This is a genomic window from Knoellia aerolata DSM 18566 (assembly GCF_000768695.1).
Taxonomy (GTDB): domain Bacteria; phylum Actinomycetota; class Actinomycetes; order Actinomycetales; family Dermatophilaceae; genus Knoellia; species Knoellia aerolata.
On the sequence record NZ_AVPL01000022.1, the window covers coordinates 1 to 22,944 of the forward strand.

24 protein-coding genes are annotated in these 22,944 nt (G+C 69.3%); 7 read left to right on the plus strand and 17 right to left on the minus strand.

Annotated features, from left to right (window positions below; translation table 11 throughout):
• Together N801_RS09740 and N801_RS09745 are read right to left on the minus strand one after the other, a co-directional pair.
• On the minus strand, nt 1–834 hold an 834-nt coding region (locus N801_RS09740), incomplete at its 3' end, for a hypothetical protein (RefSeq protein WP_035936986.1).
• 12 nt (nt 835–846) lie between these two features.
• The gene (locus N801_RS09745; RefSeq protein ID WP_035936987.1) at nt 847–1,530 is read right to left on the minus strand and encodes a DUF6345 domain-containing protein; all 684 of its coding nucleotides are present in this window, start codon (nt 1,528–1,530) and stop codon (nt 847–849) included.
• Nucleotides 1,531–1,706: 176 nt separating this feature from the next.
• On the opposite strand from N801_RS09745, the gene N801_RS09750 reads away from it, so the two are divergent.
• Nucleotides 1,707–2,609 carry an NAD-dependent epimerase/dehydratase family protein gene (locus N801_RS09750; protein WP_035936991.1) on the plus strand — a complete coding sequence of 301 codons (903 nt, stop codon included), beginning with the start codon at nt 1,707–1,709 and terminating at the stop codon, nt 2,607–2,609.
• 63 nt (nt 2,610–2,672) lie between these two features.
• Here N801_RS09750 and N801_RS09755 read toward each other — a convergent pair whose 3' ends face one another.
• The 5 genes from N801_RS09755 to N801_RS09775 all read right to left on the minus strand — a co-directional run bounded on the left by N801_RS09755 (nt 2,673) and on the right by N801_RS09775 (nt 9,065).
• Complete coding sequence (locus N801_RS09755; RefSeq protein WP_035936993.1) at nt 2,673–3,110, minus strand: VOC family protein; 438 nt, start codon at nt 3,108–3,110, stop codon at nt 2,673–2,675.
• Between the two features lie 96 nt (nt 3,111–3,206).
• Nucleotides 3,207–3,731, minus strand: coding sequence for a 2'-5' RNA ligase family protein (locus N801_RS09760; RefSeq protein ID WP_035936996.1), 525 nt, complete (start codon nt 3,729–3,731; stop codon nt 3,207–3,209).
• Nucleotides 3,732–3,875: 144 nt separating this feature from the next.
• The gene (locus tag N801_RS09765) at nt 3,876–6,857 is read right to left on the minus strand and encodes a M14 family metallopeptidase (RefSeq protein ID WP_211254704.1); all 2,982 of its coding nucleotides are present in this window, start codon (nt 6,855–6,857) and stop codon (nt 3,876–3,878) included.
• 282 nt (nt 6,858–7,139) lie between these two features.
• Nucleotides 7,140–8,024 carry a diacylglycerol/lipid kinase family protein gene (locus tag N801_RS09770; RefSeq protein WP_035937002.1) on the minus strand — a complete coding sequence of 295 codons (885 nt, stop codon included), beginning with the start codon at nt 8,022–8,024 and terminating at the stop codon, nt 7,140–7,142.
• 294 nt (nt 8,025–8,318) lie between these two features.
• Complete coding sequence (locus N801_RS09775; protein ID WP_245618346.1) at nt 8,319–9,065, minus strand: response regulator; 747 nt, start codon at nt 9,063–9,065, stop codon at nt 8,319–8,321.
• Nucleotides 9,066–9,217: 152 nt separating this feature from the next.
• Here N801_RS09775 and N801_RS09780 point away from each other — a divergent pair, with 152 nt between their 5' ends.
• Nucleotides 9,218–10,210, plus strand: a complete 993-nt coding sequence (locus N801_RS09780; protein WP_245618347.1) for a DUF2804 domain-containing protein — start codon at nt 9,218–9,220, stop codon at nt 10,208–10,210.
• Between the two features lie 461 nt (nt 10,211–10,671).
• Nucleotides 10,672–10,827 carry a PLDc N-terminal domain-containing protein gene (locus N801_RS21875; protein ID WP_369323924.1) on the plus strand — a complete coding sequence of 52 codons (156 nt, stop codon included), beginning with the start codon at nt 10,672–10,674 and terminating at the stop codon, nt 10,825–10,827.
• On the opposite strand, the gene N801_RS09790 is transcribed toward N801_RS21875, so the two are convergent.
• Nucleotides 10,782–11,423, minus strand: a complete 642-nt coding sequence (locus N801_RS09790; protein WP_052112819.1) for a TetR/AcrR family transcriptional regulator — start codon at nt 11,421–11,423, stop codon at nt 10,782–10,784. The genes N801_RS21875 and N801_RS09790 overlap by 46 nt on opposite strands.
• Before the next feature lie 99 nt (nt 11,424–11,522).
• Here N801_RS09790 and N801_RS09795 point away from each other — a divergent pair, with 99 nt between their 5' ends.
• On the plus strand, nt 11,523–12,347 hold the full coding sequence (locus N801_RS09795) for an alpha/beta fold hydrolase (protein WP_035937009.1): 825 nt from the start codon (nt 11,523–11,525) through the stop codon (nt 12,345–12,347).
• A gap of 77 nt (nt 12,348–12,424) precedes the next feature.
• Here the strand turns inward: N801_RS09795 and N801_RS09800 are convergent, their stop codons facing one another.
• From N801_RS09800 to N801_RS09815, 4 genes are all read right to left on the minus strand, one after another.
• The gene (locus N801_RS09800) at nt 12,425–13,177 is read right to left on the minus strand and encodes an SDR family NAD(P)-dependent oxidoreductase (RefSeq protein WP_035937012.1); all 753 of its coding nucleotides are present in this window, start codon (nt 13,175–13,177) and stop codon (nt 12,425–12,427) included.
• A 145-nt stretch (nt 13,178–13,322) separates the two neighbouring features.
• On the minus strand, nt 13,323–14,495 hold the full coding sequence (locus N801_RS09805) for an ABC transporter permease (RefSeq protein WP_035937017.1): 1,173 nt from the start codon (nt 14,493–14,495) through the stop codon (nt 13,323–13,325).
• Nucleotides 14,492–15,667 carry an ABC transporter permease gene (locus N801_RS09810; RefSeq protein WP_052112820.1) on the minus strand — a complete coding sequence of 392 codons (1,176 nt, stop codon included), beginning with the start codon at nt 15,665–15,667 and terminating at the stop codon, nt 14,492–14,494. Before N801_RS09810 ends, N801_RS09805 begins: the two co-directional genes overlap by 4 nt.
• Nucleotide 15,668: 1 nt before the next feature.
• Nucleotides 15,669–16,673: an ABC transporter ATP-binding protein gene (locus N801_RS09815; RefSeq protein ID WP_084108627.1), complete on the minus strand. Its 1,005-nt coding sequence runs from the start codon at nt 16,671–16,673 to the stop codon at nt 15,669–15,671.
• 191 nt (nt 16,674–16,864) lie between these two features.
• Between N801_RS09815 and N801_RS21025 the strand changes: the two genes are divergently transcribed.
• From N801_RS21025 to N801_RS09825, 3 genes are all read left to right on the plus strand, one after another.
• Nucleotides 16,865–17,005: a hypothetical protein gene (locus tag N801_RS21025; protein ID WP_169744243.1), complete on the plus strand. Its 141-nt coding sequence runs from the start codon at nt 16,865–16,867 to the stop codon at nt 17,003–17,005.
• A gap of 1 nt (nt 17,006) precedes the next feature.
• Nucleotides 17,007–18,167 carry a N(5)-(carboxyethyl)ornithine synthase gene (locus N801_RS09820; RefSeq protein ID WP_035937020.1) on the plus strand — a complete coding sequence of 387 codons (1,161 nt, stop codon included), beginning with the start codon at nt 17,007–17,009 and terminating at the stop codon, nt 18,165–18,167.
• Between the two features lie 84 nt (nt 18,168–18,251).
• On the plus strand, nt 18,252–18,701 hold the full coding sequence (locus N801_RS09825; protein ID WP_035937024.1) for a cupin domain-containing protein: 450 nt from the start codon (nt 18,252–18,254) through the stop codon (nt 18,699–18,701).
• 152 nt (nt 18,702–18,853) lie between these two features.
• Here the strand turns inward: N801_RS09825 and N801_RS09830 are convergent, their stop codons facing one another.
• From N801_RS09830 to N801_RS09850, 5 genes are all read right to left on the minus strand, one after another.
• Nucleotides 18,854–19,456 carry a DUF5701 family protein gene (locus N801_RS09830; RefSeq protein ID WP_035937027.1) on the minus strand — a complete coding sequence of 201 codons (603 nt, stop codon included), beginning with the start codon at nt 19,454–19,456 and terminating at the stop codon, nt 18,854–18,856.
• A gap of 103 nt (nt 19,457–19,559) precedes the next feature.
• A complete protein-coding gene (locus tag N801_RS09835; RefSeq protein ID WP_035937031.1) occupies nt 19,560–20,033 on the minus strand; it encodes a pyridoxamine 5'-phosphate oxidase family protein in 474 nt (157 codons plus the stop codon).
• Nucleotides 20,034–20,054: 21 nt separating this feature from the next.
• Entirely contained in the window at nt 20,055–21,020 is a 966-nt protein-coding gene (locus N801_RS09840) for a hypothetical protein (protein WP_035937034.1), read from the minus strand.
• 37 nt (nt 21,021–21,057) lie between these two features.
• On the minus strand, nt 21,058–21,741 hold the full coding sequence (locus N801_RS09845; RefSeq protein WP_035937037.1) for a DUF6345 domain-containing protein: 684 nt from the start codon (nt 21,739–21,741) through the stop codon (nt 21,058–21,060).
• 82 nt (nt 21,742–21,823) lie between these two features.
• On the minus strand, nt 21,824–22,168 hold the full coding sequence (locus N801_RS09850) for a hypothetical protein (protein WP_035937039.1): 345 nt from the start codon (nt 22,166–22,168) through the stop codon (nt 21,824–21,826).
• Nucleotides 22,169–22,944 lie beyond the last annotated feature (776 nt).

Genomic DNA, 22,944 nt, shown 5'->3' on the forward strand with positions numbered 1-22,944 from the left:
TCGATCCGCGCGCTGGACCCGGCGTCGTCCCTCGACCATGAGGGCGGGCGCGGCGAAGCTCTGGAGGACGTCCGCGGGCAGGGCGAGCAGCCCGAAGGTCGCCCCCGTGATGGTGATGTGGCCCTGACCCTCGCGCAGCCCGTGACCGGACCAGCTCTGCGCGAACAGGCCGGAGAACGCCTCGTCGAGCGACTGCGTGGCGACCTCGCCGGTGGCCTCGACGCCGCGGTTGACGTGGAACATGCGGGCCACCGAGACGCTGCGCCCGCCGTCCTCGGGGTCGAGGTGGAGGTTGGTCTTCGCGCCGGGACCGATGAGCGGCAGGCCCTCGACGGCATACGAGAAGCGCACGGTGGCGCGCCCTGGTCCGCTGTCGACCTCCGTGCCGTCCTCGTCGAGCTCGGCCCACTGGCCGAGGACGACGTCGAGGCCGGCGTGCTCGGCGCGGATCCCGACCCGGTGGAGCACCTCGAGCCCGTGGTGGGTGAGCCGCTTGGCCGCGTCGTCACCGAGACGGTAGGTGCCGTCGTCGTCGCGCTCGACGTCGCTCCACTCCCGACGTTCGTCGTCGTATGCCGTGAGTCGCTCGGCGTTGCGCGCGCGGACCGCGCCGCTCGCGGCGAAGACCTCGACCTGGCCGCGGTCGCTGCCGACGGCATAACCGTGCGGCACCTGCGCGGTGCCCTTGAGGTCGATGTCGAGCGCCTCGGCGATGGCGCGCGTCGTCTCGCGGTGCTCCTTGAGGCACGGCGGGGTGTGGCTGACCACCGTTGCGGTGGAAGGGATGTCGGGCAGGTCGACCTTGAAGTCGACGTCCCGGAGTGACAGTGGCATGGCTTCGCTCCTTCAGCAGGTGCCGCGGGCGGTCATGAAGGACCGTCCGCTCACGGGGTCGGTGGTCTCGGCGGCGCGGAGCCGCTCGTTGTAGGTCGGTGCGTCGGGGGTCTGTGCGCGCAGGTACGCCCACTGCACGTTGCTGCCCTCGACGATCTCGTTGGCCTCGGCCCAGGCCTCGCGCAGCGGGATGTCGACGCGGAACAGCCAGCTGCCGGACCAGTAGTACAGCCACGCGGCGTACATGGCGAACCACGTGCCGCGCGAGTTCTGGCCGCCGCCGGAGTAGCTGCTGTTGTGGAAGCCGAGCATGTAGTGCAGGCGCTGGAACGCGGGGATCCAGCGGCCGACCGAGTTGTCCGACGAGTGGTGGAGGAGGTCGCACGCGTGGGTGGCGAAGACCTCGAGGTCGTTCTTGCCGAAGTCGACCGCTTCGCTCGTCGTGACGTCGCCGCCCCAGACGAGGAACCCGTCGGTCCACCCGTGCGAGCTCATCTGCATCGCGTCGACGGTGTCGGAGCGCTGCGTGACGTTGGTGGTGGTGACGAAGTCGGACTGCTTGACGTCGCTCTCACCGTGGTTCTGGGTCCAGTCGAACTCGGCCAGCCCGCCGAGCGTCGACGCGAAGCCCTCGGCTTCGAGTCGGCGGCCGTCGATGCCGTCCTTGATCCACCAGGACCCCACGTACTTGGCCATGTTGGTTCCCCTGACTGTGTGGTGCCACCTCGGTGGTGGCTACAGGGGAGAGGAGGAGCAGGTGTGCCGGCCAGATACGTTCCCGGAGGTGGCACCTGCGTCTGCTCGCACCAGAGGGCGAGGGCCGGCCCACGCTCCGGAGCGTGAACTGGACGTGTCGGTGGTTTCATCGACATATGCGCATCTTCTTCACGGGCGGCAGCGGCAAGGCCGGCAAGCACGTCGCGTCGCACCTGGCCGCCTGCGGTCACCAGGTCACCAACGCCGACCTCGTTCCCCTGAGGAACCCAGCCGTGGCTGATCTGAGGGTCGACCTCACGGACACCGGCGAGACGTACTCGGCGATGGCTGGCCTGGCCCGCATGGAGGAGCTGGAGCTGGCAGAGAAGCCCGCCTACGACGCTGTCGTACACTTCGCCGCGGTGCCGGCGATCCTGCTCACGTCGGACGCACGGACCTACTCGACCAACGTGCTCAGTACCTACAACGTCCTCGAAGCCGCAACGCGGTTGGGCGTGCGAAAGATCGTGTTCGCGTCCTCGGAGACGACCTACGGGATCTGCTTCGCCCAGGGCGAGAGGCGACCCCAGTACCTGCCCGTGGACGAGGAACACCCGACGGTCCCGGAGGACTCCTACGCGATGTCCAAGGTGGCCAACGAGGTGACGGCACGCTCCTTCCAGGCCCGCACCGGTGCCGACGTGTACGGGCTGCGGATCAACAACGTCATCGAGCCGAACGAGTACGCCGAGACGTTCCCGGCCTTCCTCGCGGACTCCTCGCTCCGACGGCGCAACATCTTCGCCTACATCGACACGCGCGACCTCAGCCAGATGGTGCAGCGGTGCCTCGAGGTCGACGGCCTCGGCTACGAGGTCTTCAACGTCGCGAACGCGGACATGTCCGTCGCCGAGACCACCGACGAGATTCGGGACCGCTTCTACGACGGGGTGAAGGTGAGTCGCCAGATGGGGCGGGACGAGACCTTCTACTCCATCGACAAGGCTCGCGAGCTCCTCGGCTATGCACCCCAGCACTCGTGGCGCGACGTCCTGTCGGATCCCAGAGCCGGCACGTGACCGACGCGCACCGACGCCTGAGTGCGTGCCCTCACCCCGGCGCCCAGTTGAGGATCGCTTCCGTCAGCCCTTCTTGAGCTCCTCCGCGAGCATCACGATGATGCCGCTGGGGCCGCGGACGTACGTCAACTTGTACGCGTCTTCGTAGGTCGCTACGCCGCGCAGCGGATGACAACCGTGCGCCGCAGCAATCTCAAGGGCCTCGTCGAGGTCATCGACCGAGAAGGCGACGCGGTGCATGCCGATCTCGTTCGGTCGGGTGGGTTCCGTCTCTATCGCGTCGGGGTGGATGTACTCGAAGAGCTCGAGGCGACCGTTCCCGTCTGGCGTCTGGAGCATGGCGATGTTTGCGTGGTTGCCGTCGAGGCCAACGGCGGTGTCGGTCCACTCCCCACTGACCGTGTCACGCCCGAGGACGCTCAGCCCCAGGTCAGTGAAGAAGGCGATCGTCGCTTCGAGGTCGCGGACGGCGATGCCAACGTTCTCGAGTTTGATGGGCATGCACTTCACGCTACCGAGCAGGACGACAGGTCGTGGCGCGTCGACGGCAGCCAGGATTGCGGGCGCCGGTCTGGACCTCCGCGTCGCTGGTTCCGGTCACGGGATCCCGGGGAGGGGCCAGATCTCCCCAGTGGCGGTGTCGATGAGCGCAGCGCCGGCGACCGTCAGTGTCACAGGAAGCACGTCGAAGATCGTGGTGACCGCGACCGGAAGCCGGGCTGCCGACGCGTGCGTCACCACCGAGACGTGCGGGACCCACGATGTCGGCCGGTAGTGCTTGTGCAGCTGTGCGCCCGTGGCCTCCACCGCCGAGGTGACCCGGTGCTGGCGCAGTGCCACCTGCGCGGGGACGGCGACCGCCAACGCGACGCGCCCCCGCGGGAAGACGACGGCCCCCTGCACGCTCGCGGGGAAGCGGCGGCCGTCCGGGAGGCGGTCAAGAGCGTCGCGGACGCGGTCCAGGTCCCACTCGAGGAGCACGGCGTAAGAGAGGTGGGGGTAATGGTGCCCGTGGGTGTGGGATGCCAGCGACCCGATCCCCGCGGCTTCCAAGCGTGCCCAGAGGCCGCGGATCAGGCGCTCGCCAGCGCTGTCGAAGAGCGCGCAGACAGCCAAGGCCACGAGCCAATGATGGCCTCCCCCCAGACGCGGAGGTGAAGGAATAGTCGAACATCCGAGAGTGGGCGCCATGTGGCTCAAGGTCGATCCGGTCGGACTCGTCGTGGAACGCCGGATGGGTGACCGCGCGCGGTTGCGGACGGGCCTTCAGTTGAGCAGGTGACCCAGAGCCGCGCCCATGATTGCGGCGCGCTTGTCCGCGGTGGTCACACCCTCGATGCCGAAGCCGAGGATGACCGTGTCGGGGGTGGTGATCGAGTTCCCGACCGGGAATCCGGTGGCGTCGGTGCGCGTCCACGTGTTGGCGTTCGCCGCGCTGCCCGGTGGAGCCGGCGCGATGGCCCAGCCGCCGAGGCTGCTTTCGAACGACTCCGTCGCGCCATCGGGGTAGGTGATGTCGTCGATGAAGGCGCCGACGCCTTGGACTGACCAGTCGCTGGCGTACGCGATCGAGACCTCGACCGACTGGCCGGCCCAGGCGGACAGGTCGACGCTCCACTGCTGCCAGCCGCCGGAGTTGCCCGACGCGGCGTTCCACGTCCCGGTCGTGCCCGATGACGTGCAGGTCGGGGCACCATCTGGGCTGGGTGGTGGCACCAGAGTCTGGTAGTGGGTGAGCTGCGGATGCAGGTCCGCCCAGCCCTCGGGGCAGCTGTCCCCGGTCGACGTCGACGTGTGACCGTTGAGGTCAGGCAGGGTCGTCCAGTTGTCTCCGCCGGGCGTGCGGGCTTCGACGAACAGGTGGTCCCACGCAGCCTCGGTGTCGTAGGACGTCCAGAACGACAGGGTTCCACCGCCGGCAGGCACCTGCACCTGCCGCGTGAGTCGCTTGTACGTCACGTCGGCGATCTGCGAGTACACGTACTGCGTGCCTGTGTGCGGTTCGAACGGGCCGCCTGGCTTGATCCACCGTGACGAAGCCCAGCTCTCGAACTGCGGGAAGGTCGACGTCGGGAGGATGCCGCTCGTGGCGAGGAACGACAAGGTGTCGTCCTGGTTCTTCGCGCTCTGACCACCGTTGAAACCCCAGGTCAGGCCCAGGAGTGGTTCGTCGGTCCCGGCTGAGTCGTACGCCTTGCCCTGGGCGTCGAGACCGTCGCCGGGAACCGTGAGGTAGGCACCGAACGAGTACTGGAGCACGTCGTTCGTCCCGTCGCCGGACCCGCGGAGCAGGAGGCAACGTCGGGGGTCGACGTCCGCAGGCAGCGGGTTGCAGGCGATCTCGCCCTTGGGGTCGTAAAGCTGGTCACCGACGGTGGCGGTGTACTGCTCGCCGGCGAAGTCGCCGCCGTAGAGGACCTTGCCGTCCTCGTTGAGGTAGGCGCGGAGCTCGAGCAGCTCGTCGAGCGCGAGCCGGTCGGCGTTGCCCACGCCCCAGCCCGCGCGGCGGGTGACGATGTCGTCGCCGCCCTCGACGACGACGGCGTCGTAGTGGCTGAGCACACCAAGGGCGTCGGGTGCGGTTCTCCCTCGGGCGTCGATGTCGTAGAGGTCGGAGGCGATGTTGTTCGCCGTGAGCGCTGCGGTGTAGTAGCTCGCGTAGTGCGGGCCGTTCACCTTCTGCACCGGCGACGCGCCCGTGTAGTCCTCGGCCGCCACGACGAGCACCCGCCGACCGGTCTCGGACACGGCTTGGTAGGTGAAGGGCTGGCTGGTCTCCCCGCCTCCTTCGAACCACACCCGCACGGAGTCGCCGGGCTTGGTGCCGGTCACCTGCCCGCGCAGCTGGTGGTAGTACACCGAGGCAGGCGTGGACGTCTCCCCGCCGGCCCACGGCGAGGTCGGCGCCGTCTGCACCGGGCCGCCGTTGATCCGGTACTTCACCGAGACCGCGCCGATGCTCCGCTTGGCGTTGACCGCCACCGGCTGAGGATCGCCGTAGGAGTACGCGAAGCTGAGCTGCGTGCCCGGGACGCCACCCTTGTACGGGTCGGCGCTGTCGACGTACAACGCCGCGGTGTCGAGTCCGACCGTGGAGACCGGGTCGTCAGGGTCGACTGCGGAGCGCGCCACCGAGTCGGCGAACGGCAGGTTGCGGAGGAACTCCTCCTGCACGAGCGCGTCATCGTCAGGGAAGACGAAACCGCACCCCTCGCAGCCCTCGGACAGCTCCGGGGTCCACGCCAGCGCGCCCGTGGCGGCGTGGGCGTAGTCCGTCGTCTCGCCGTTCGTGACGTACAGCACGTCCGAGCTGAGGCCCGGGTGGAAGCCCTCGATCGCGGGCTTGTCCAGGTTGCCGGACATGGCGTAGTAGATCGGGTCGTCCGCCGTCGGCGTCGCGATCTGCCAGCCCTCGGCGTAGAGCAACCACTGGCCCGCGGAGTGCCAGTTCACCTGGAAGGCGAAGCCGATCTTGTCGAGCAGGCCCTTGAGGGCCAGAGTCTCCGGCTCCGACGCGGGGGCGACGCCGCGGTAGGTCTCGCTCGACGTGACGTCCGAGGAGCCCTCGTTGTCGTAGCCCCAGTGGTTCGGCCAGTTGCGGTTCGGGTCGACGCCGTCACCCACGGTGATCTGGCCGTCGTTGTTGTTGTCCCGCAGCGTCTTGCGCCACAAGCGTTCGTGATCGAACGTGTACTGGTACCCATCCGGGTTAGCCACGAGGACGAACCACAGCTCGGTGCTCTTCAACAGCGCCCGGACGCCGGGGTCGTTGGCCTTCCACTTGTCGATGTACCAGTTCATGAGCCGGCGGTTGACCTCGGTCGAGATCCACTCGCGGGCGTGCTGCGTTGAGCTGTAGAGCACCGCCGGGCGGCTGCCATCGGCCTGGCCGGGTGCACCCTGGGTCAACTTGACGGCCAGGATCTCGCGGCCCTGGACGGTCTTTCCGAGCCTGACGAGCTTGGCGATCGAGGAGTTGGCTGCAGCCGCGGCATACATCTGATCGCGGATGCCGCCGGCCTCGTCGTAGGACCTCCAGACGGTGAACCCGTCGCGGGACTGTTCGGTGGCGAACTCGCGAACCGTCTTACCCCCCTTGACCCGGGTGAGCCGCGGATCGATGCCGAGCTTGCGCACCGCGTCCGCCTGACGTGGCGTCAGGTAGAGCTGGACCGTGTCGTTCGCGTGCCCCTGCTCGCTGAGGTCGTGGCCGAGACGGGCGAGCTGCGAACGTTGCTCGGGCGTCACGCTCGCCGTGTAGGCATCGATATGGCCCCGATCCACAGGCGACGCGGCGCGCGAGGCCTGGGACGGCGCGGCCACCACGAGGGCCACGACAGCGGAAATGGCGACGACCATGAAACGAGCTCGTCTCATGACACACCTCGATGCAGGTAGGCATGCGCTGATCAGAACACCGTCCCACTGGGCGTGCGGCGCGGCAATAGTTCCTTGGCAGCACGTGGTGCCGGACTTCCCGCCCCGACTGGGCGTCCGAAGGGCTTTGGCGGGCCAGCAGGCGGAGGTGGCTCAGAGAACGGTGTGGAGAGCCTTCGGGGAGATGTCCACGCGCACCGTCGATCCTGCCGGCACGTCCATGACTTCGCCGTCGATCTGCAGGGGCAGTGGCGTCACCGTGGTGAAGGCGTAGCTGCGAACGCTGGGCTGCTTGCCCAGTCCGGCGGTGCTGGCCTTGAGCGCGGTCGTGAGAATGCGCCACTTGGCCTTGTGCCGCAAGGTGATGACCTCGAAGAAGCCGTCATCGGGCCTGCCCTGATCCTCTGCCAGGGTGGCGACTTTGGCCATCTGCGCGATGTTGGCGAAGACGAGGCTGTCGAAGCGCTGCCGTGTGCCGTCCTCGAGCTCGATCTCGAACGGGCGGAACTTGGCGAAGGAACGCACGACGGTGACCATCTCCCGCAACGAGCCCTTGGTTCCCTTCTCGAGCTCGATCGCGACCACCGGCGTCAGCCCGAGCCCGATGTAGGAGTGTGCGTAGCGCACCGTGTCCCCGGCTGCGCCCCCCGCGGTGAACCTCAGCAGGTCGATCCGGCTGACTGCCCCCTCGGCGATCGCCTCGGCGATCGGACGCTCCTTGGTCGTGCGTCGATGGTCGTTGGCGTTCCCGGCAGCCAGCACAGCCGTGACAGCGCGGTCGTTGCCCGCCTGCATGACCCCGTTGACAACCTCGTTGTAGCCCCCGTCGCCACTGACGGACATCACCAGCGGTGCTCCGACCCCCGCGGCCACCCGCGCCAGCTCCGTGGCATGACCAGCGTGCTCGGTGGGGACCAGGTCCACGGGCAGGGTCGGGACACGCTGGGCCAGGTCCCGCTGGAGGCCCTCAGCCAGCTCCCTCGCGCTGCCGGTGCTGTGAGGGTTGAAGATCAGGACAACGCGGTCGAAAGGAGGCACACGTCAGCCTAGACGCCATTCTCGACAGTCATGGTGACGACTCTGATCAACCAGTTGTGCCCGGAGTCATGTTGGGAGGAGTCTCGACGGCAAAGTAGACGTCGGCGACGCGGTCGAGCTGGATCAACGCGGTCGGCAGGCCGCGCCGGGGGAACGCCTCGCTGGCAAACCAACCCTCGTCCTCGGCAGTCCGCTGGCAGTGCTACCGACGCCGTGGTCGGGACTCGGGTCAGGCGCGTGCTGCCCTCCCGAAGGGAGGGGGCGAAGCAGCGTTCCGTCCCCCCGATGGGCCGGTCACAGCACGTGCTGCCGCACATTCTTCGCCCTACCCGGCACAGGGAGGTTTGCGACTCTGTCAGGCGCTTCCGGTCCATCGAGCCCCTGCTGAAGCGCGTACATCGCCGCCTCGACGCGCGTGCGCACCTGCAGCTTCTCCATGCTGTTGCGCATGTGGTTCTTGACCGTGTTCTCGCTGACGAACAGCTGCTTCGCGATCTGTCTGTTGGAGCATCCCCGTGCGAGCAGGACGAGCACCTCGCGCTCGCGTGGTGTGAGGCGTATCCCCACTGGGGTCTCCTGGGCAGGAACAGTGCCAAGCCTGCCGAACTCGGAAACCAACAGACTCGCAAGACGTGGAGGGATGACGGACTGCCCCGAGTGAACGAGCCGGATCACCTCGCTGATCCGCTCCGCCGGCTCGTCCTTGAGGACATAGCCGCTGGCCCCTGCCTTGATCGCGGAGAACAGGTCTGCCTCATCGTCGGACGCGGTGAGCAACACGACCTTCGTGCCGAACGACTCCTCCTTGATGGCGCGGCACGCCTGGATGCCGCTGAGGCCCCGCATCCGGAGGTCCAACAGGACCAGGTCAGGCTGGAGCTCGCGGACCTTGCTGATGGCCTCAAGGGCTGACTCCGCCTCCGCCACGATATTGAGATCGGGTTCGAGTCCGAGGACTGCCTGCATGCCACGCCGGTAAAGGTCGTGGTCATCGACGATCAGTATCCGAATTGGGTCAGGCCAGACCGGGGCAAGTGTCACGGGCTCATGGTGCAACACCCCACCTTCCTCCGCACCTTGAGCGGTCACCCTCGCCCTCGTGACACCTCGTCCGTCTGAGCTCAGGGTTGCCCGGTGGTTCGTCGTCAAGGGCGTGCAGTCGGGCGGCCCGGCCCAGATGGATGATGGGTCGCGTGCCCCGTGAACGCGAGATCACCGAGCCTGTCGACCTCACCCTGGCGAACGGTCGCGTGAATCCCGACGCCGTGGGCTGGACGCGCACCCCGCTGCACCGCACCGACGGCATCGGACGCGGCCGGGTCGGCTGGGGCCGCAACAAGCGCTGGGAGTACTGGGCGGTCACCTCTGAGACGCACGTCGCCGCCCTGGTCGTGTCCGACATCGGGTATGCCGCGGTGACCTCACTGTTCGTCCTCGACCGCCGCTCCGGCGAGCAGATCACGGTGGACGCGATCTCGCCTCTGGGCCGTGGCACGACCCTGCCGGGCACCCTCGACCGGGGTCCGGCCCGTGCGCGCACGAAGAGCCTGTCCATCGACATCGACCCCACGCCCGACGGCACCCGACTGCGCGCCCACTCCGAACGCGTCGACCTCGACGTCGTCGCCCACATCAGGCCGGGACATGAACGACTCGGCGTCGTGGTGCCGTGGAACGACCGGCTCTTCCAGTACACCGTCAAGGACCCGGCCCGCCCGGCGGTGGGCCGACTGACCGTGGACGGCGTGACGTCGGCGATGGCCGGCGGAGCCTCGTGGGCGACCCTGGACCACGGCCGCGGACGCTGGCCGTATGCCATCTCGTGGAACTGGGGCTCCGGCTCGGGCACCGTCGCGGGACGCACCATCGGCCTCCAGCTCGGCGGCCGGTGGACCGATGGAACCGGGTCGACCGAGAACGCCGTCGTCGTCGACGGGCGCCTCACGAAGATCAGCGACGACCTTCGATGGGACTACTCGCCGCAGGACTGGATGGCGCCATGGCGAGTCGAGGGAGGGCCGGTGGCGCTGACGTTCCAGCCAGAGCACCTGCGCAAGTCCGTCACGCAGCTCGGCGTGCTGGCCTCGCGCACGCACCAGTGCTTCGGCACGTGGACGGGACACGTCGGCGAGGTCGCCGTGGACGGGCTGTTCGGGTGGGTCGAGGACGTCCACCAGCGCTGGTGATCAGCCGGGGTCGTGGCAACACTGTCCCAGGTGCCAGCCGACTTCGAGTTCACGATGAAGGCGTGGCAGGTCATCACCCACGAGTCCAACAGCCCCACCTACCGCCGCATGTAGCAGCCGCTGCCGGACAGCGCACGTGGTCAGGTGGGAGCGTTCCGGACGACACCTCCGGTCCCTGCGGCATGGCAGCGGACCCTCGAGTGTGCCCGGATCCTGCAGGCCACAGGTGGAGCATCGCCAGGACCCTGGTCCCCGAGATCTCCACGCGGACCCCAGAAGGTCGCGAGCCCAGAGTCCGGGACCTCGGACCCTCCCGCACCTCGTGCTGCGCGGGTTGAGTGGTCGTGCGAACGAGTCCACCGAACCGTCAGGAGCGTCACCTCATGCACAGGAAGTCCTGGAAACAGCTGAACCCGACCCAGCGACGGCTCGTCGTGCTGGGCGGCGCGTTGCAGCTGACCATGCAGGGTGCCGCCCTACGAGACCTACGCCGGAGGGCACCTGACGAGGTCAACGGGCCGCGCTGGGCGTGGGCCTGCGCCACCTTCGTCAACACGGTCGGACCGTGCGCCTACTTCCTCTTCGGGCGGCGTGGCGGCCTGCCGGCTTTCGACTGACCGGCAGCGCGCCACCCGGCATACAGGGCGTCGATGGTCTCCGACACGAGCTCGTCGGTAGTGGCGGCGACCGTACCGGGGATCTGGGAGAAGGCCCCCAGCCGCGAGATGCCGTAAGCCGAGCCCCACACCTGCGCTGCCCGGCGGAGGACGTCGGCCTCGCTCGTGCCCCCCGGCTGGCAGGCGGCGACGGTGTCGTGCACGAGGTTCCAGTACTCGATCGCCGCGGCCTGCAGGTGCGGGTGGTCGCCCTTGTGCACCATCGGCCCGTTGGCGAGGTCGTGGACGTGGGGAGACTCGCGGACGAAGGCGAGGTACGCCGCCCCCAGCGCCTGCAGGCGTCCGAGGGGGTTCGAGGCCGGCACCGCCTCGATGGCTTGGCGCGCCCGCTCGGCGGCGACCCGCATCCCGGCCCCCGCGACCGCCGCGAGGAAGCGCTGGCGTCCACCGAAGTGGACGTAGGGCGCCTGGTGGCTCACGCCGACCTCACGCGCCACGCTGCGCACACTGAGCTCCTCCGCTGGTGAGGTCTCGAGCATGCGCAGCGCCACGGCAGTGAGTCGCTCGCCCAGGGGTGGCTCTGCGGTGGGGGTCATGAGTGCTCCGAAGTGGCGCGTCGATGGCTATTGACAGTGTCAACCTAGCCGAGGACGCTCAGCGTTGACAGTGTCAACCAGCGACGAGGAAGGCGCATCATGTCCGACACCGCACAACACACCACCATGGCCACCTCGGTGGGCCCCCTCAGCGTTCGCACGATCGGATCCGGGCCGCCGGCGGTCCTGTGGCACAGCCTCTTCGTCGACGACCACTCGTGGGACCGCGTCATCCCGGCGCTCTCCCGGCACCGCAGGCTGGTCGTCATCTGCGGACCGGGCCACGGCACGAGCGGCGACCCCGGCCGACGCTACGACCTGACAGCGTGCGGTGAGGCGGCCCTCACCGTCCTCACCGAGCTCGGCGTGCGTGAGCCTGTCGACTGGGTGGGCAACGCCTGGGGTGGGCACATCGGCGTGGTGCTCGCCGGCAACGGCGCCCCGCAGCTGCGCAGCCTGGTCAACCTCGGGGGCCCCACGCAGGCCTACACGGGATCGGGCCGCCGCAAGACCCAGCTGCTCACCGCGGTCCACCGCGTCGCCGGGCCGGTGGGCTTCCTCCGGTCGGCCGTCGTGGACACCCTCCTCTCGCACAGGACCCGGACCACCGACCCCGAGGCCGTGTCCTATGTCGACGGCTGTCTCGAACGCTCGGGCGCGCCACTGCGCAACGCCATCCACTCCATCTCGCTCGACCGGGTGGACGTCAGGCCGCTGCTCGGGTCGATCCGTGTGCCCACGCTCTTCGTCACGGGAGCCGAGCACGTCGGCTGGACACGCGAGCAGGCGCGCGCCGATGCGGCACTGGTGCCTGGCGGGCGTTGCGTCGTCGTACCGGACGCGGCCTACCTCATCCCGCTGGAGGCGCCTGACGCGACGGTGAAACTCGTCACTGGGTTCTGGGACGAGCTCGCCGCCGCCTGAGCCGTCCCCACCCCGGCGATGCACGTATGCCGCGGGGCTGGGCTTCGCGGCATACGTCGTCCTGGAGGGGCGCTCAGTCAGCGAGCCATGTAGCCACCGTCGATGTAGAGCTCGAGCCCGGTGACGAACGCGGAGTCGTCACTGGCGAGGTAGGCCACGCCCGCGGCGATGTCCGCTGGCTGGCCGAGGTGGCCCATCGGGGTGAGCGCGGTCATGCCGTCCCAGATCGGGGTGCCCTTGGCCGGCTCGAGGATCGGGGTCTCGATGAAGCCCGGGTGGATGGAGTTGACCCGGATGCCCTCGGTGGCCCAGTGGAGCGCGACGTTCTTGGTGAGGGTGCGGACCGCGCCCTTGGCCGCGTGGTAGGCGGGCGAGACCCCGAACCCGCCGCTCGTGCCGAAGATCGAGCTGATGTTGATGATGGACGCGTGCTCGGACGTCTTGAGGTGGGGTCCGGCGATCTTCATGCCGAGGAAGACACCGGTCTGGTCGATCGCGACGGTGCGGTCCCACTCCTCCAGGGTCGTGTCCTCGATCGGCTTGATGTCACCCAGGCCGGCGTTGTTGACGAGGATGTCGAGCCCGCCGAACTCCTCGACCGCCTTGGCCGTCGCGGCCTCCCAGTCGGCCTCGCTCGTCACGTCGTGCCGGAAGAAGGCTGCGCGGTGCCCTGCGTCGACGAGCTCCTTGACCGTCGCCTCGCCCGCCTCGACCTGGATGTCGGTGACGAGGACGGCGGCGCCCTCGTCGACGAGACGCTGGACCGTGGCCTTGCCGATGCCACTGGCCGAGCCCGTGACGAGGGCGACGCGCCCTTCGAGCCTGTTCATGCTGTGCTCCTTCGTTGGGTGGGTGATCAATCAACTACCAGTGAAGTCGGTCGGCGCCGGGCGGCACAGGGACCAACGGCCCGGTCGACGAGGCGACGTCCGACACCGAAGGGCACGACACGGCATACGAAGGAGTAGCGGTGCCTCACATCGCGCGGGCGAGCGAGCGCCGCAACAGGTACGAGCCCAGGGCGAGCCACAACACGGCCATCCCGGCGAGCACGCCCAGCTGCGGGAGGATGTCGAGCAGCGTCCCGCCGTGCCGCTGGATCTCCGCGAACCCTTCGTAGCCCCAGGCGTGCGGGGTGAGGAAGGCGACCGGGCGGAGCGAGTCGGGGAAGAACTCCAGGGGCATCATGCAGCCCCCGAGTGCGGCGAGGACGAGGCCCCCACCGACGGCCAGGCCGGTCGCCAGGCCCTCGTTGTCGGCGACGACGCCGATGACCATCGAGACTCCCGCGGCGACGAGCCCGAAGACGAGGAGAAGGCCGAGCGCTGCGGGAAGGTTCCCCCAGTCGACGCCGAAGAGCAGCCGCGACGCGAGGACGATGTAGGCGCCCTGGAACAGCGCGATCGTCAGCCGCCCGAGCCCGAGGCCGAGGATCGTCTGGACCGACGTGACCGGGCCGGCCATGACGCGCCGGACGACGCCGTCGCGCCGCGCCTGGATGAGCGCCGCCGCGCCACTGAGCGTCGTGAGGAAGGTGAAGAGCAGCACCTGGCTCGAGGCACCCAGGTCGAACTGGCCGAGACCGCCCAGCTCCTGGGCCAGGCCGCTCGTGTCGCGCACCTGCGTCTCGGCGGGCCTGATGCTCGTGCCCGCCCGGTCGAGCGCCCTGTCGATGTCCCCGTCGACGCCGGCACTGGTGGCCGCAGCCTGGAGCGCCCGCTCCTGACCGGAGCGCAGCGTGGCTGCCGCGGCCGCGGTCCGGACCACCTGGGCCGCGGCCTGCGCGTTGGACTGGCTGCCGGTGACCATCTCGAGCTCGGGCCCCTGGCCCGCGTCGAAGGCCCGGGCGGCCTCCTCCGGTACGAGCACCCCGACGTCGGCACCGCCGCGGGCGACCCGCTGGCGCATGTCGTCGTCCCCGGTGATCGTCACCTCGGCGTCGGCTCGCTCGAGTTGCGTGACGACGGCTGAGCGCAGCGCGGACTCCCCACCGACGACGGCGACCCTGGCGCTGGCGGAGTCACCGCCGAACGACGCCCCGAGCACGGCCACGAGGACGAGCGGGAAGATGAAGACGAAGAAGATGTTGGAGCGGTCGGCGAGGAAGCGGCGCAGCTCGGCCTCGGCGATGGCGAGCACGGACCTCACAGGACGTCCTTCCGCTCGGGCAGCACCCGGGCCAGCGCGAGGCACGCCACGGTGAAGACCGCCATGGTCAGCGCGGTCGGGCCGAGGTCGCCGACCCCACCGCCGCCCGCCGTGATGCCCAGCCCGTTCGTGAAGGCCTTGACCGGGTTGACCGACAGCAGCTGACCCACCCACCCCGTGTTGGCGACGGGGAAGAACGCCCCACCGCTCATGCCCAGCGAGACGGCCACGATCGCCTGGGCGATGCCCGCCTGCTCCGCGGTCCGCGCCACCTTGGCGATGACGAACATGATCGAGGTCGTCGCCGCGACGACGAGCACGACGAGCGCGGCCACGGCGACGGGTGAGCCGAAGTCGACGTCCTCGAAGAAGGTCGCACCCGCCACGAGGAGGACCGTGGTCGCGAGGATCCCGAGGACGAAGCTGACGATGCCCTTGGCGAGCACGATGAGCTCCGGCTTCATCGGCATCGAGAGGAGGCGGCCCAGGGTGCCCTGGCCGCGTTCGGTCACGAGGGCCAGCACGCCGAAGCCCACGGTGAAGAGCAGGAACATCCCGCTCTGCCCGGCGACGATGCTCTCCCCCATGCCGAGCTGCTCGGAGGCGGTCCGCCCCTCGGTCCACGTCACCTGCGGCGCCTCGGTGGCGACGGCCTGCGCCAGGGCGCCGAGCTGCTCCGGGGGCACGCCGAGGCCCTGCGCGGCCACCGCGGCCCGGGTGCCGGCGGTCAGTTGGGCGAGCGTCCCGTCGACGATCGCGGTCACGACGCTTCCGGCGATGCCCGAGTCGTCACCCCGGATGATCTCCACCTCCGGCCCCGTGCCGCTGGTCAGGGCGGCGGTGAAGTCGGCGGGCACGACGACGCCGAGCCCCGCGGTGCCGTCGTCGACGAAGCCCCGGACCTCCTCGGGGTCCGCGTCGCGCACGGTGACCCGGAGCTCACCCAGGCTGGCCTCGCCGAGCACGTGCGGCACCACCGCCGCCAGCTCGTCGCCGTCGGGCACGGAGACCGCGACGGTGATGGGTTGGAGCCCCTCGTCGGCGACCCCGGACAGGACGAGGTTCATGACGAACATCAGCGCCAGCGGCACCAGCACCGCGAAGACGAGCACGGAGAAGTCCCGCACCCGCTGCTTGAGGTCCGAGAGCACCATCGTGAGGACCCGCCCCATGTCAGTCCCTCAGCGCCTTGCCGGTGAGGTGGAGGAACACCGACTCGAGGTCGGGACGCCGGATCTCGACGTTGGAGAGCTTCATGCCGGCGCCGGTGGCGGCGTTGACGATGAGGGCGATCGCGGTGGGCGCACCCCGCACGGTGAGATCGAGGGCATGGGGGTCGCGATGAACGCTCGCCACAGCCGGTATGCCGGCCACGGCACCTTCCGCTGCGGCCAGGTCGCCGCTCCCCGAGAGGTGGACCCGGTCGGCGTCACCGGTGAGCTCGATGAGCTCGTCGCGGGTGCCCTCGGCCTGGGCCTGCCCCGAGTCGAGGATGAGGATCCGGTCGCACAGCCGCTCGGCCTCCTCCATGTAGTGCGTCGTGTAGAGGACGGCCATGCCCTCGCCCGAGAGCGCCTCGACCGACTCGAGGATCGCGTTGCGGGACTGCGGGTCGACCCCGACCGTGGGCTCGTCGAGGATGAGCAGGTCCGGCTGGTGGAGCAGCCCGATCCCGATGTTGAGGCGGCGCTTCATGCCGCCGCTGAACTTCTTGCTCTGCTCCTTGGCCCGGTCACCGAGGCCGACGAGGTCGAGGACCTCGGCCACACGGTCGCGCAGCGGCCGACCGTGCATCCCCTGGAGCTTCCCGAAGAACTGGAGGTTGTCCCGGGCCGACAGCTCCGGGTAGATCGCGAGGTCCTGCGGGACGAGGCCGATGTGGCCCTTGGCTTCCACCGAGGAGCGCCCCATGGGGACCCCCGCGACGGTGACCGTGCCCTCGTCGGGCTGCAGCAGGCCGGCGATCATCGAGATCACGGTCGTCTTGCCCGCCCCGTTGGGTCCCAGCAGCCCGAAGGTCTCGCCGGGAAGAATCCGCAGCGACACCCCGTCGACCGCGCGCAGCGACCCGAACGAGCGGACCAGCCCCTCCGCGACGAGCACCGGTTCCACCGAGCCGGTGGCGGAACCGCCTCGCGCGTCCGCGTTCTGAGCCTCTGTCCCCACAGTCGTCGGCATGTCTCCACGCTAGGCCTCCTGCGCGAACCCGGCAGGTCGATCGGGTGAACTCGGAGGTGAGACGTGCGTCAACCCGAGCCGGGCGGCAGGACCCCCGGCAGGACCCTCGTGGGCTGGAGCCAGGCCTCATGCACAGGGCGTACCCTCCGAGAGAGCGGGACCCTTCGGGTCCCCTCACCTAGGAGCCGGTCATGTCCGACAAATCTCCACGCCACTCGCTCTCCAAGAAGTCCGGCAAGTCGATCAAGGAGAAGCGCGCCGACAAGAAGGCCAAGTCGGACGGCTCGGCGACCTCCGGCATCGAGAACACGCTCCACGGAAAGAAGCGCTGATTTGGACCCCCTGCTCACCGTCGCCGTCCTCGCTCACTCCCGCAAGGAGAACGAGCACCGGCTACCGATCCACCCGGAGCACCTCGCCAGGATCGACGACGACCTCCGGTCCCAGATCTTCGTTGAGCAGGGGTACGGGGTTTCCTTCGGCATGTCGGATGAGGCCGTGGCCGAGCTCATCGGCGGGGTCCGTACCCGCGCCGAGCTCATCGCCGAGTGCGACGTCGTCCTGCAGCCCAAGGTCCAGGCCGAGGACCTCGCCGACTTCCGTGACGGCCAGATCATCTGGGGCTGGCCGCACTGCGTCCAGGACCAGGCGATCACCCAGCAGGCGGTCGACCGCCGTCAGACGCTCATCGCGTTCGAGGCGATGAACCACTGGGCGCACGACGGCAGCTTCCTCCTGCACGTGTTCCACATGAACAACGAGCTCGCCGGCTACTGCTCGGTGCTGCACTCGCTGGAGCAGATCGGCTCGACCGGCAGCTACGGGCGGAAGCTGCGCGCGGTCGTCATCGGGTTCGGCGCGACGGCGCGCGGCGCGGTCACGGCACTGAGCGCCCTCGGGATCGCCGACGTGCGGGTCCTGACCAACCGCAAGGTCGCCGCGGTCGCGTCCCCGATCCACTCGGTCGAGATCGTCCACCTCGACCACCACGCCGACGACCCGTCACTGACGATGGTCGTCACCAACGAGGGCCGGGTCCCCCTGGCCGACTACCTCGCCGACAACGACATCGTCGTCAACTGCGTGCTGCAGGACACCGAGGCGCCCTGGACCTTCCTCACCGAGTCGGACCTGCCGCTGTTCCGACCGGGCAGCCTCATCGTCGACGTGTCGTGCGACGAGGGCATGGGCTTCAGCTGGGCCAAGCCGACGACCTTCGAGGAGCCGACGTTCGTCGTGGGCGACAACATCACCTACTACGCCGTCGACCACACCCCGTCCTACCTGTGGAACTCGGCGACGTGGGAGATCAGCTCGGCGCTGCTCCCGCACCTGCGGACGGTGCTCTCTGGTCCGGCGGCGTGGAAGGACGAGCCGACGATCGCTCGGGCCATCGAGATCCAGGACGGCGAGATCAAGAACCCCAACATCCTGTCGTTCCAAGACCGCGAGGCGACCTACCCCCACCCCATCGCGGCCAACGCCACCGCCTGACGAACCTCGTGAACTGCCATCCCCGGGATGAGCGCCCGCCTCGACGCTAGGCTCGAAGCAGCCGACTGAGAGGACGTCCCCGTCATGAGCATCACCGACAACGGACCGAAGCCCAACGCCTTCGACATCGAGACGGCGACCAGGCAGAACACGACCTACCGCTCGGTGGCGTGGACGGGCAAGTACCTCCAGGTGACGCTCATGTCGATCGCCCCCGGCTCCTCGATCGGGCTCGAGGTCCATCCCGAGACCGACCAGTTCCTGCGCATCGACGCGGGCTCCGGCGTATGCCGGATGGGCCCCTCCGAGACCGAGCTCACCCACACCGACGTCACCGACGGCTGGTCCATCCAGGTGCCTGCCGGCACGTGGCACGACGTCGTCAACACCGGCGACGAACCGCTGCAGCTCTACGCGATCTACGCCCCCACCCACCACGCCAAGGGCACCGTGCACGAGACGGCGGAGGATGCGGAGAAGGACGAGGAGGCCGGCACGGACGAGCCGCCGGAGTGGACCGTCCAGCCGAGCTGATCCGCCGGACGGGCAGCGAGGTGGACGCTCGCGTCGGGCTGTGTGGGTGGACCGCCTCCCAGTCGTCCTACGTACGCCGCTTCCCCCGTCCTCGAGGTGCAGCACACGTTCTACGAGCCGCCGGCGGACGCGGTGCTGGATGCCGGTCGAGCTCAGGAGCGACCGGCGCACGAGGCGATGCCGAGCCAGGTGTGGCGGTTGCCCCACCAGCACCACCCGAGCTTCGGCGCCCCCGCGCGAGCCCGCCCGTCGCGCCCGGTGCCGTTGCTGATCCACAGCGCCGGTGTGCGGGCGTCGAACCCGCCCCTGGCCTTGCGCAGCCTCGACCCGATCGTCATGAAGCAGTGGTTCCGCTCGAGCACCGCACAGTCCTGGATCGCCCAATGCAGCCCCTCTTCCAGGGTGAGAGGCGACCGCCCCGCCGCCACGAGGTCCGGCAGCGCCTCGGCGGGGGTGCGGTTGCGGTGCGAGTCACCACGGTCCAGGCCGTCCACGACGTAGACGCCGTCCGGCCGAGCCGCCTCCTCGATCGGACTGAACTCGTCGACGTCCGTCAGGTCCTCGACGACGAAGCCCTCGTTGCCGTCCAGCCGCAGCAGACCGGCCAGCGCGGAGGCCGGGGCTGGCGTCACCAACAGCCCGGTGGCAGAACCCTTCCCCGCAGTGAGCAGCTCCGCCTCACTCACTCCGGCCAGGTCGTGCACCCCGAGCTCCACGAGTCGACGGGCCTGGTCGGTCAGCGGGGGAAGGGGCATGAGGAGTTCAACGCCGCGACCCGCCCCATGGTTCCTCCCCCGGTCGGATGTGCGCCTGCGGGCGAGAGGTCGACGCGCAGCCACGAGGGGCAGTGCCGTTGCGTCAGAAGGTGAAGCGCGTGCAGTCCGTCGGGAACGCGAACCACGCCATCGCCCGGTGCGGGGTGATCACCCGCAGCCCACCGCCGTCCTCGCCCGACCACGAGTCCGGCCCGGGCGAGTAGCCGCTGTCGGCGTACTTCGTGAACGCCTCCGAGAGCCGGGCACCGAGCCCGTCCGCATCGGCGCGGGTCGCGACGGACTCGCCCTCGACGATGACGACCTCGGTCCCGCTCTCGAGCGTCAGGGTGACGGCGGGGTTGGCCTCCACGTTGCGCGTGTGCCGGGTGCTCGGCGCCCCGTCGTACCAGAACCTGCCGTCGAGCCAGACTCCCCAGCGGGGCACCGAGTGAGGCCTGCCGTCGGGTCGGACGCTGCTCAGCCAGTAGTGCATCGACCGCACGAGACGCGGCTCGACGTCACTCCACGCGAGCTGGCCCTTCGAGTTCGTCGGGATGCCGTAGCCGTCCGGAATCACCGGGCGGTCGGCTGCGAGGTGTCACTCGCCCCTGGAGCGGCCCGTCACGACGACGCCCGGCTCGAGACGGCCGCCGCCGTAGCCCGCCTCGGCGAGCGCCTTGGGGTGGGCGAGCGGGAGGTACTGGCCGAAGCGCACCGTCACCGTCTCGTCCTTGCCGACCTCGACGCCGCTGACCGATCCCTCGACCATGAGCGCCGATGCCGCGAACGTCTGCACGACGTCGGCGGGCAGCGCGAGCAGCCCGAACGTCGCTGCCGTGATCGTGATCCGGCCCTCGCCGTCGCGGATGCCCTTGCCGGACCAGCTCTGCCGGAGCAGCCCGGAGAACGCCTCGTCGAGCGACTGGGTGGCGACCTCGCCGGTCGACTCGATGCCGCGGTTGACGTGGAACATCCGCGCGAGCGCCGGCGTCTGGCCGTCGTCCTCGGGGTCGAAGTGCAGGTTCGTCTTCGCGCCGGGACCGAGGAGCGGCAGGCCGTGGACGGCATACGAGAGACGGACGGTGGCACGTCCGGGTCCGGAGTCCTCCTCCTTGCCGTCCTCGCCCAGGCGGGCCCACTGGCCGAGGGTGACGTCGAGTCCGGCGTACTCGGCGCGGATACCGACGCGGCCGAGGATCTCGAGCCCGTGGTGGCTCAGGCGCTTGCTCGCGTCGTCGGAGAGCCGGTAGGTGCCGTCGTCGCCGCGCTCGACGCCCTCCCAGCGGCGGCTCTCGTCCTCGTATGCCGTGAGCCGCTCGGTGTTGCGCGCGCGGACCGCGCCGCTCGCGGCGAAGACCTCGACCTGGCCGCGGCTGCTGCCGATGGCGTAGCCGTGGGGGACCTGGGCGGTACCACGGACGTCGATGTCGAGGACCTTGGCGATGGCCCGGGTCGTCTCGTCGTGCTCCTTGAGGCAGGGCGGGACGTGGGTCGCGACTGGGCTGGTGCGCGGGACGTCGGGGAGGTCGACCGTGAAGTCGATGTCGTGAAATGTCAGTGGCATGGCGAGTTCCTTGGGGTCTCGGTGCGCGCGAGCGCAGTCAGCAGGTGCCGCGCGCGGTCCAGAAGGACCGGTTGCTCACGGGGTCGGGGGTCTCGGCGGCGCGCAGCCGCTCGTTGTAGGTGGGGGCGCCGGGGGCCTCGGCCCGCAGGTAGGCCCACTGGACGTTGCTGCCCTCGACGATCTCGTTGGCCTCGGCCCACGCCTCGCGGACCGGCAGGTCGATCTTGAAGAGCCAGCTCAGCGGGCCGTAGAAGAACCACGCGGCGTACATGGCGAACCACGTGCCGCGGGCGTTCTGGCCGCCGCCGGAGTAGCTGCTGTTGTGGAAGCCGAGCATGTAGTGCAGCCGCGAGAAGGCGGGGATCCAGCGGCCAACCGAGTTGTCGGAGCCGTGGTGGAGCAGGTCGCAAGCGTGCGTCGCGAAGACCTCGAGGTCGTTCTTGCCGAAGTCGACGGCCTCGCTCGTATCGACGCTGCCGCCCCAGACGAGGAACCCGTCCTGCCAGCCGTGCGAGCTCATCTGCATCGCGTCGACCTGGTCGCTGCGTTGGGTGGTGCTGGCGGTCGTGACGAAGTCGGACTCCTTGACGTCGCTCTCACCGTGGTTCTGGGTCCAGTCGAACTCGGCGAGGCCGCCCAGCGTCGATGCGAACCCCTCAGCCTCGAGCCGGCGCCCATCGATGTTGTCGCGGATCCACCACGACCCCACGTACTTGGCCATGTCGTGCTCCCTTGCGTTCCCCTGCGCCGTCACGGTGACGGCTACAGGGACAAGGAGGCAGACGCGCGCCGTCCAGATACCTCTAGCTTGGCCAGAAACCACCTCCGGCGGCTCTCACCCGCTGCGCCTCGGCACGAATCTTGTCCATAACGTCAACAACGCCGACCATGTCCGCACTGAAGGTTTCGGTTGCCCCCTCCGTCTCGGCGCTGGTGAGGTGATGCGGAAGTCCAAGATCGTCACGGACCCATCTCAAGACTGATTGCTCGACCTCATATGCCTGTTCGCCGGTCAGAAGGAGAATCTTGCCGACGAGGCACCAGCCGTAGCGGCGGCAGAGTCGCGGCACACGAGGCTCCGCCAATGGCTTCTGCGCCGTAACCCCCACCTTCAGGCTCCGGTGCTCCTGATGTTCCAGCAGGTACACGAACGCGGGCTCATCCCACTTAATGCCGTAGCGTCCGCACCCGCGACAACCCCGGCCCAAGCGACGCACGTTGATTAGGGTCGGGTGCCCAACACGCTTGCATGTCATACACCGACATCGCCACCTTCGGGCACAGCCAGGGTACTCAACCAAGGGCTCCAACCCAGCGCGGCGCATCACTGCCTCTGCCTGCGGGGCGGGTAACCGCTTGGCGTCGGCCCGGGTCCTTCGTGCACAGGGTTCGCATCCCGAACCGCGGCTGCGAAGGTTGGCGAGGCGCGGCTTCCCGGGCTCACCGCACGAGACGCACTCGCACAGCCACGGACGGTGGTAGCCGGGGTAGGACTCCTGCGGTTTCATGCCGGCAGCCAGCGCAAGGTCTCGCGCATCGTCATCGGAGATTCGCTGGGCCCGGTTTCTGATTGCGTAGCTGCATGTTCGGCAGCCGAGCTTCGCATTCTTGTTTGCCAGGCGTGAGGGGCTGATCCGGACCCGCCCGTGACAGTTCAAACACAAGCAGTGCCAGTTCCCTGCGGCATCACGCGGTCCGAACAAGCGGAGGTTGAGTCGCCGCAGTCGTTCGTCTACTTCACGTTGATCCAGTGGCTTCGGCATCCACTCTCATCCTCCACTTGGGCGTCCACTGCCTGGCGGAAGGTAGCCAAAAGTCGACTACCTCCGGAAGGCGCCGGACGCAGTCGACTTAGGAGCATGAAACTACATCGGAGGGCGGTGCGTGCACAAGAGGACGCCTCGCAACCCGCCGGACGGCTCTC

Excerpts from the sequence above, each read along its gene's own strand:
- N801_RS09795 (WP_035937009.1), top strand. The coding sequence starts at position 11,523 with ATGTCCGACACCGCACAACACACCACCATGGCCACCTCGGTGGGCCCC.
- N801_RS09755 (WP_035936993.1), bottom strand. The coding sequence starts at position 3,110 with ATGCCCATCAAACTCGAGAACGTTGGCATCGCCGTCCGCGACCTCGAA.
- N801_RS09810 (WP_052112820.1), bottom strand. The coding sequence starts at position 15,667 with ATGGGGCGGGTCCTCACGATGGTGCTCTCGGACCTCAAGCAGCGGGTG.
- N801_RS21025 (WP_169744243.1), top strand. The coding sequence starts at position 16,865 with ATGTCCGACAAATCTCCACGCCACTCGCTCTCCAAGAAGTCCGGCAAG.
- N801_RS09800 (WP_035937012.1), bottom strand. The coding sequence starts at position 13,177 with ATGAACAGGCTCGAAGGGCGCGTCGCCCTCGTCACGGGCTCGGCCAGT.
- N801_RS09825 (WP_035937024.1), top strand. The coding sequence starts at position 18,252 with ATGAGCATCACCGACAACGGACCGAAGCCCAACGCCTTCGACATCGAG.
- N801_RS09840 (WP_035937034.1), bottom strand. The coding sequence starts at position 21,020 with ATGCCACTGACATTTCACGACATCGACTTCACGGTCGACCTCCCCGAC.
- N801_RS09745 (WP_035936987.1), bottom strand. The coding sequence starts at position 1,530 with ATGGCCAAGTACGTGGGGTCCTGGTGGATCAAGGACGGCATCGACGGC.
- N801_RS09830 (WP_035937027.1), bottom strand. The coding sequence starts at position 19,456 with ATGCCCCTTCCCCCGCTGACCGACCAGGCCCGTCGACTCGTGGAGCTC.
- N801_RS09790 (WP_052112819.1), bottom strand. The coding sequence starts at position 11,423 with ATGACCCCCACCGCAGAGCCACCCCTGGGCGAGCGACTCACTGCCGTG.
- N801_RS09845 (WP_035937037.1), bottom strand. The coding sequence starts at position 21,741 with ATGGCCAAGTACGTGGGGTCGTGGTGGATCCGCGACAACATCGATGGG.
- N801_RS09750 (WP_035936991.1), top strand. The coding sequence starts at position 1,707 with ATGCGCATCTTCTTCACGGGCGGCAGCGGCAAGGCCGGCAAGCACGTC.
- N801_RS09815 (WP_084108627.1), bottom strand. The coding sequence starts at position 16,673 with ATGCCGACGACTGTGGGGACAGAGGCTCAGAACGCGGACGCGCGAGGC.
- N801_RS21875 (WP_369323924.1), top strand. The coding sequence starts at position 10,672 with ATGCAGGGTGCCGCCCTACGAGACCTACGCCGGAGGGCACCTGACGAG.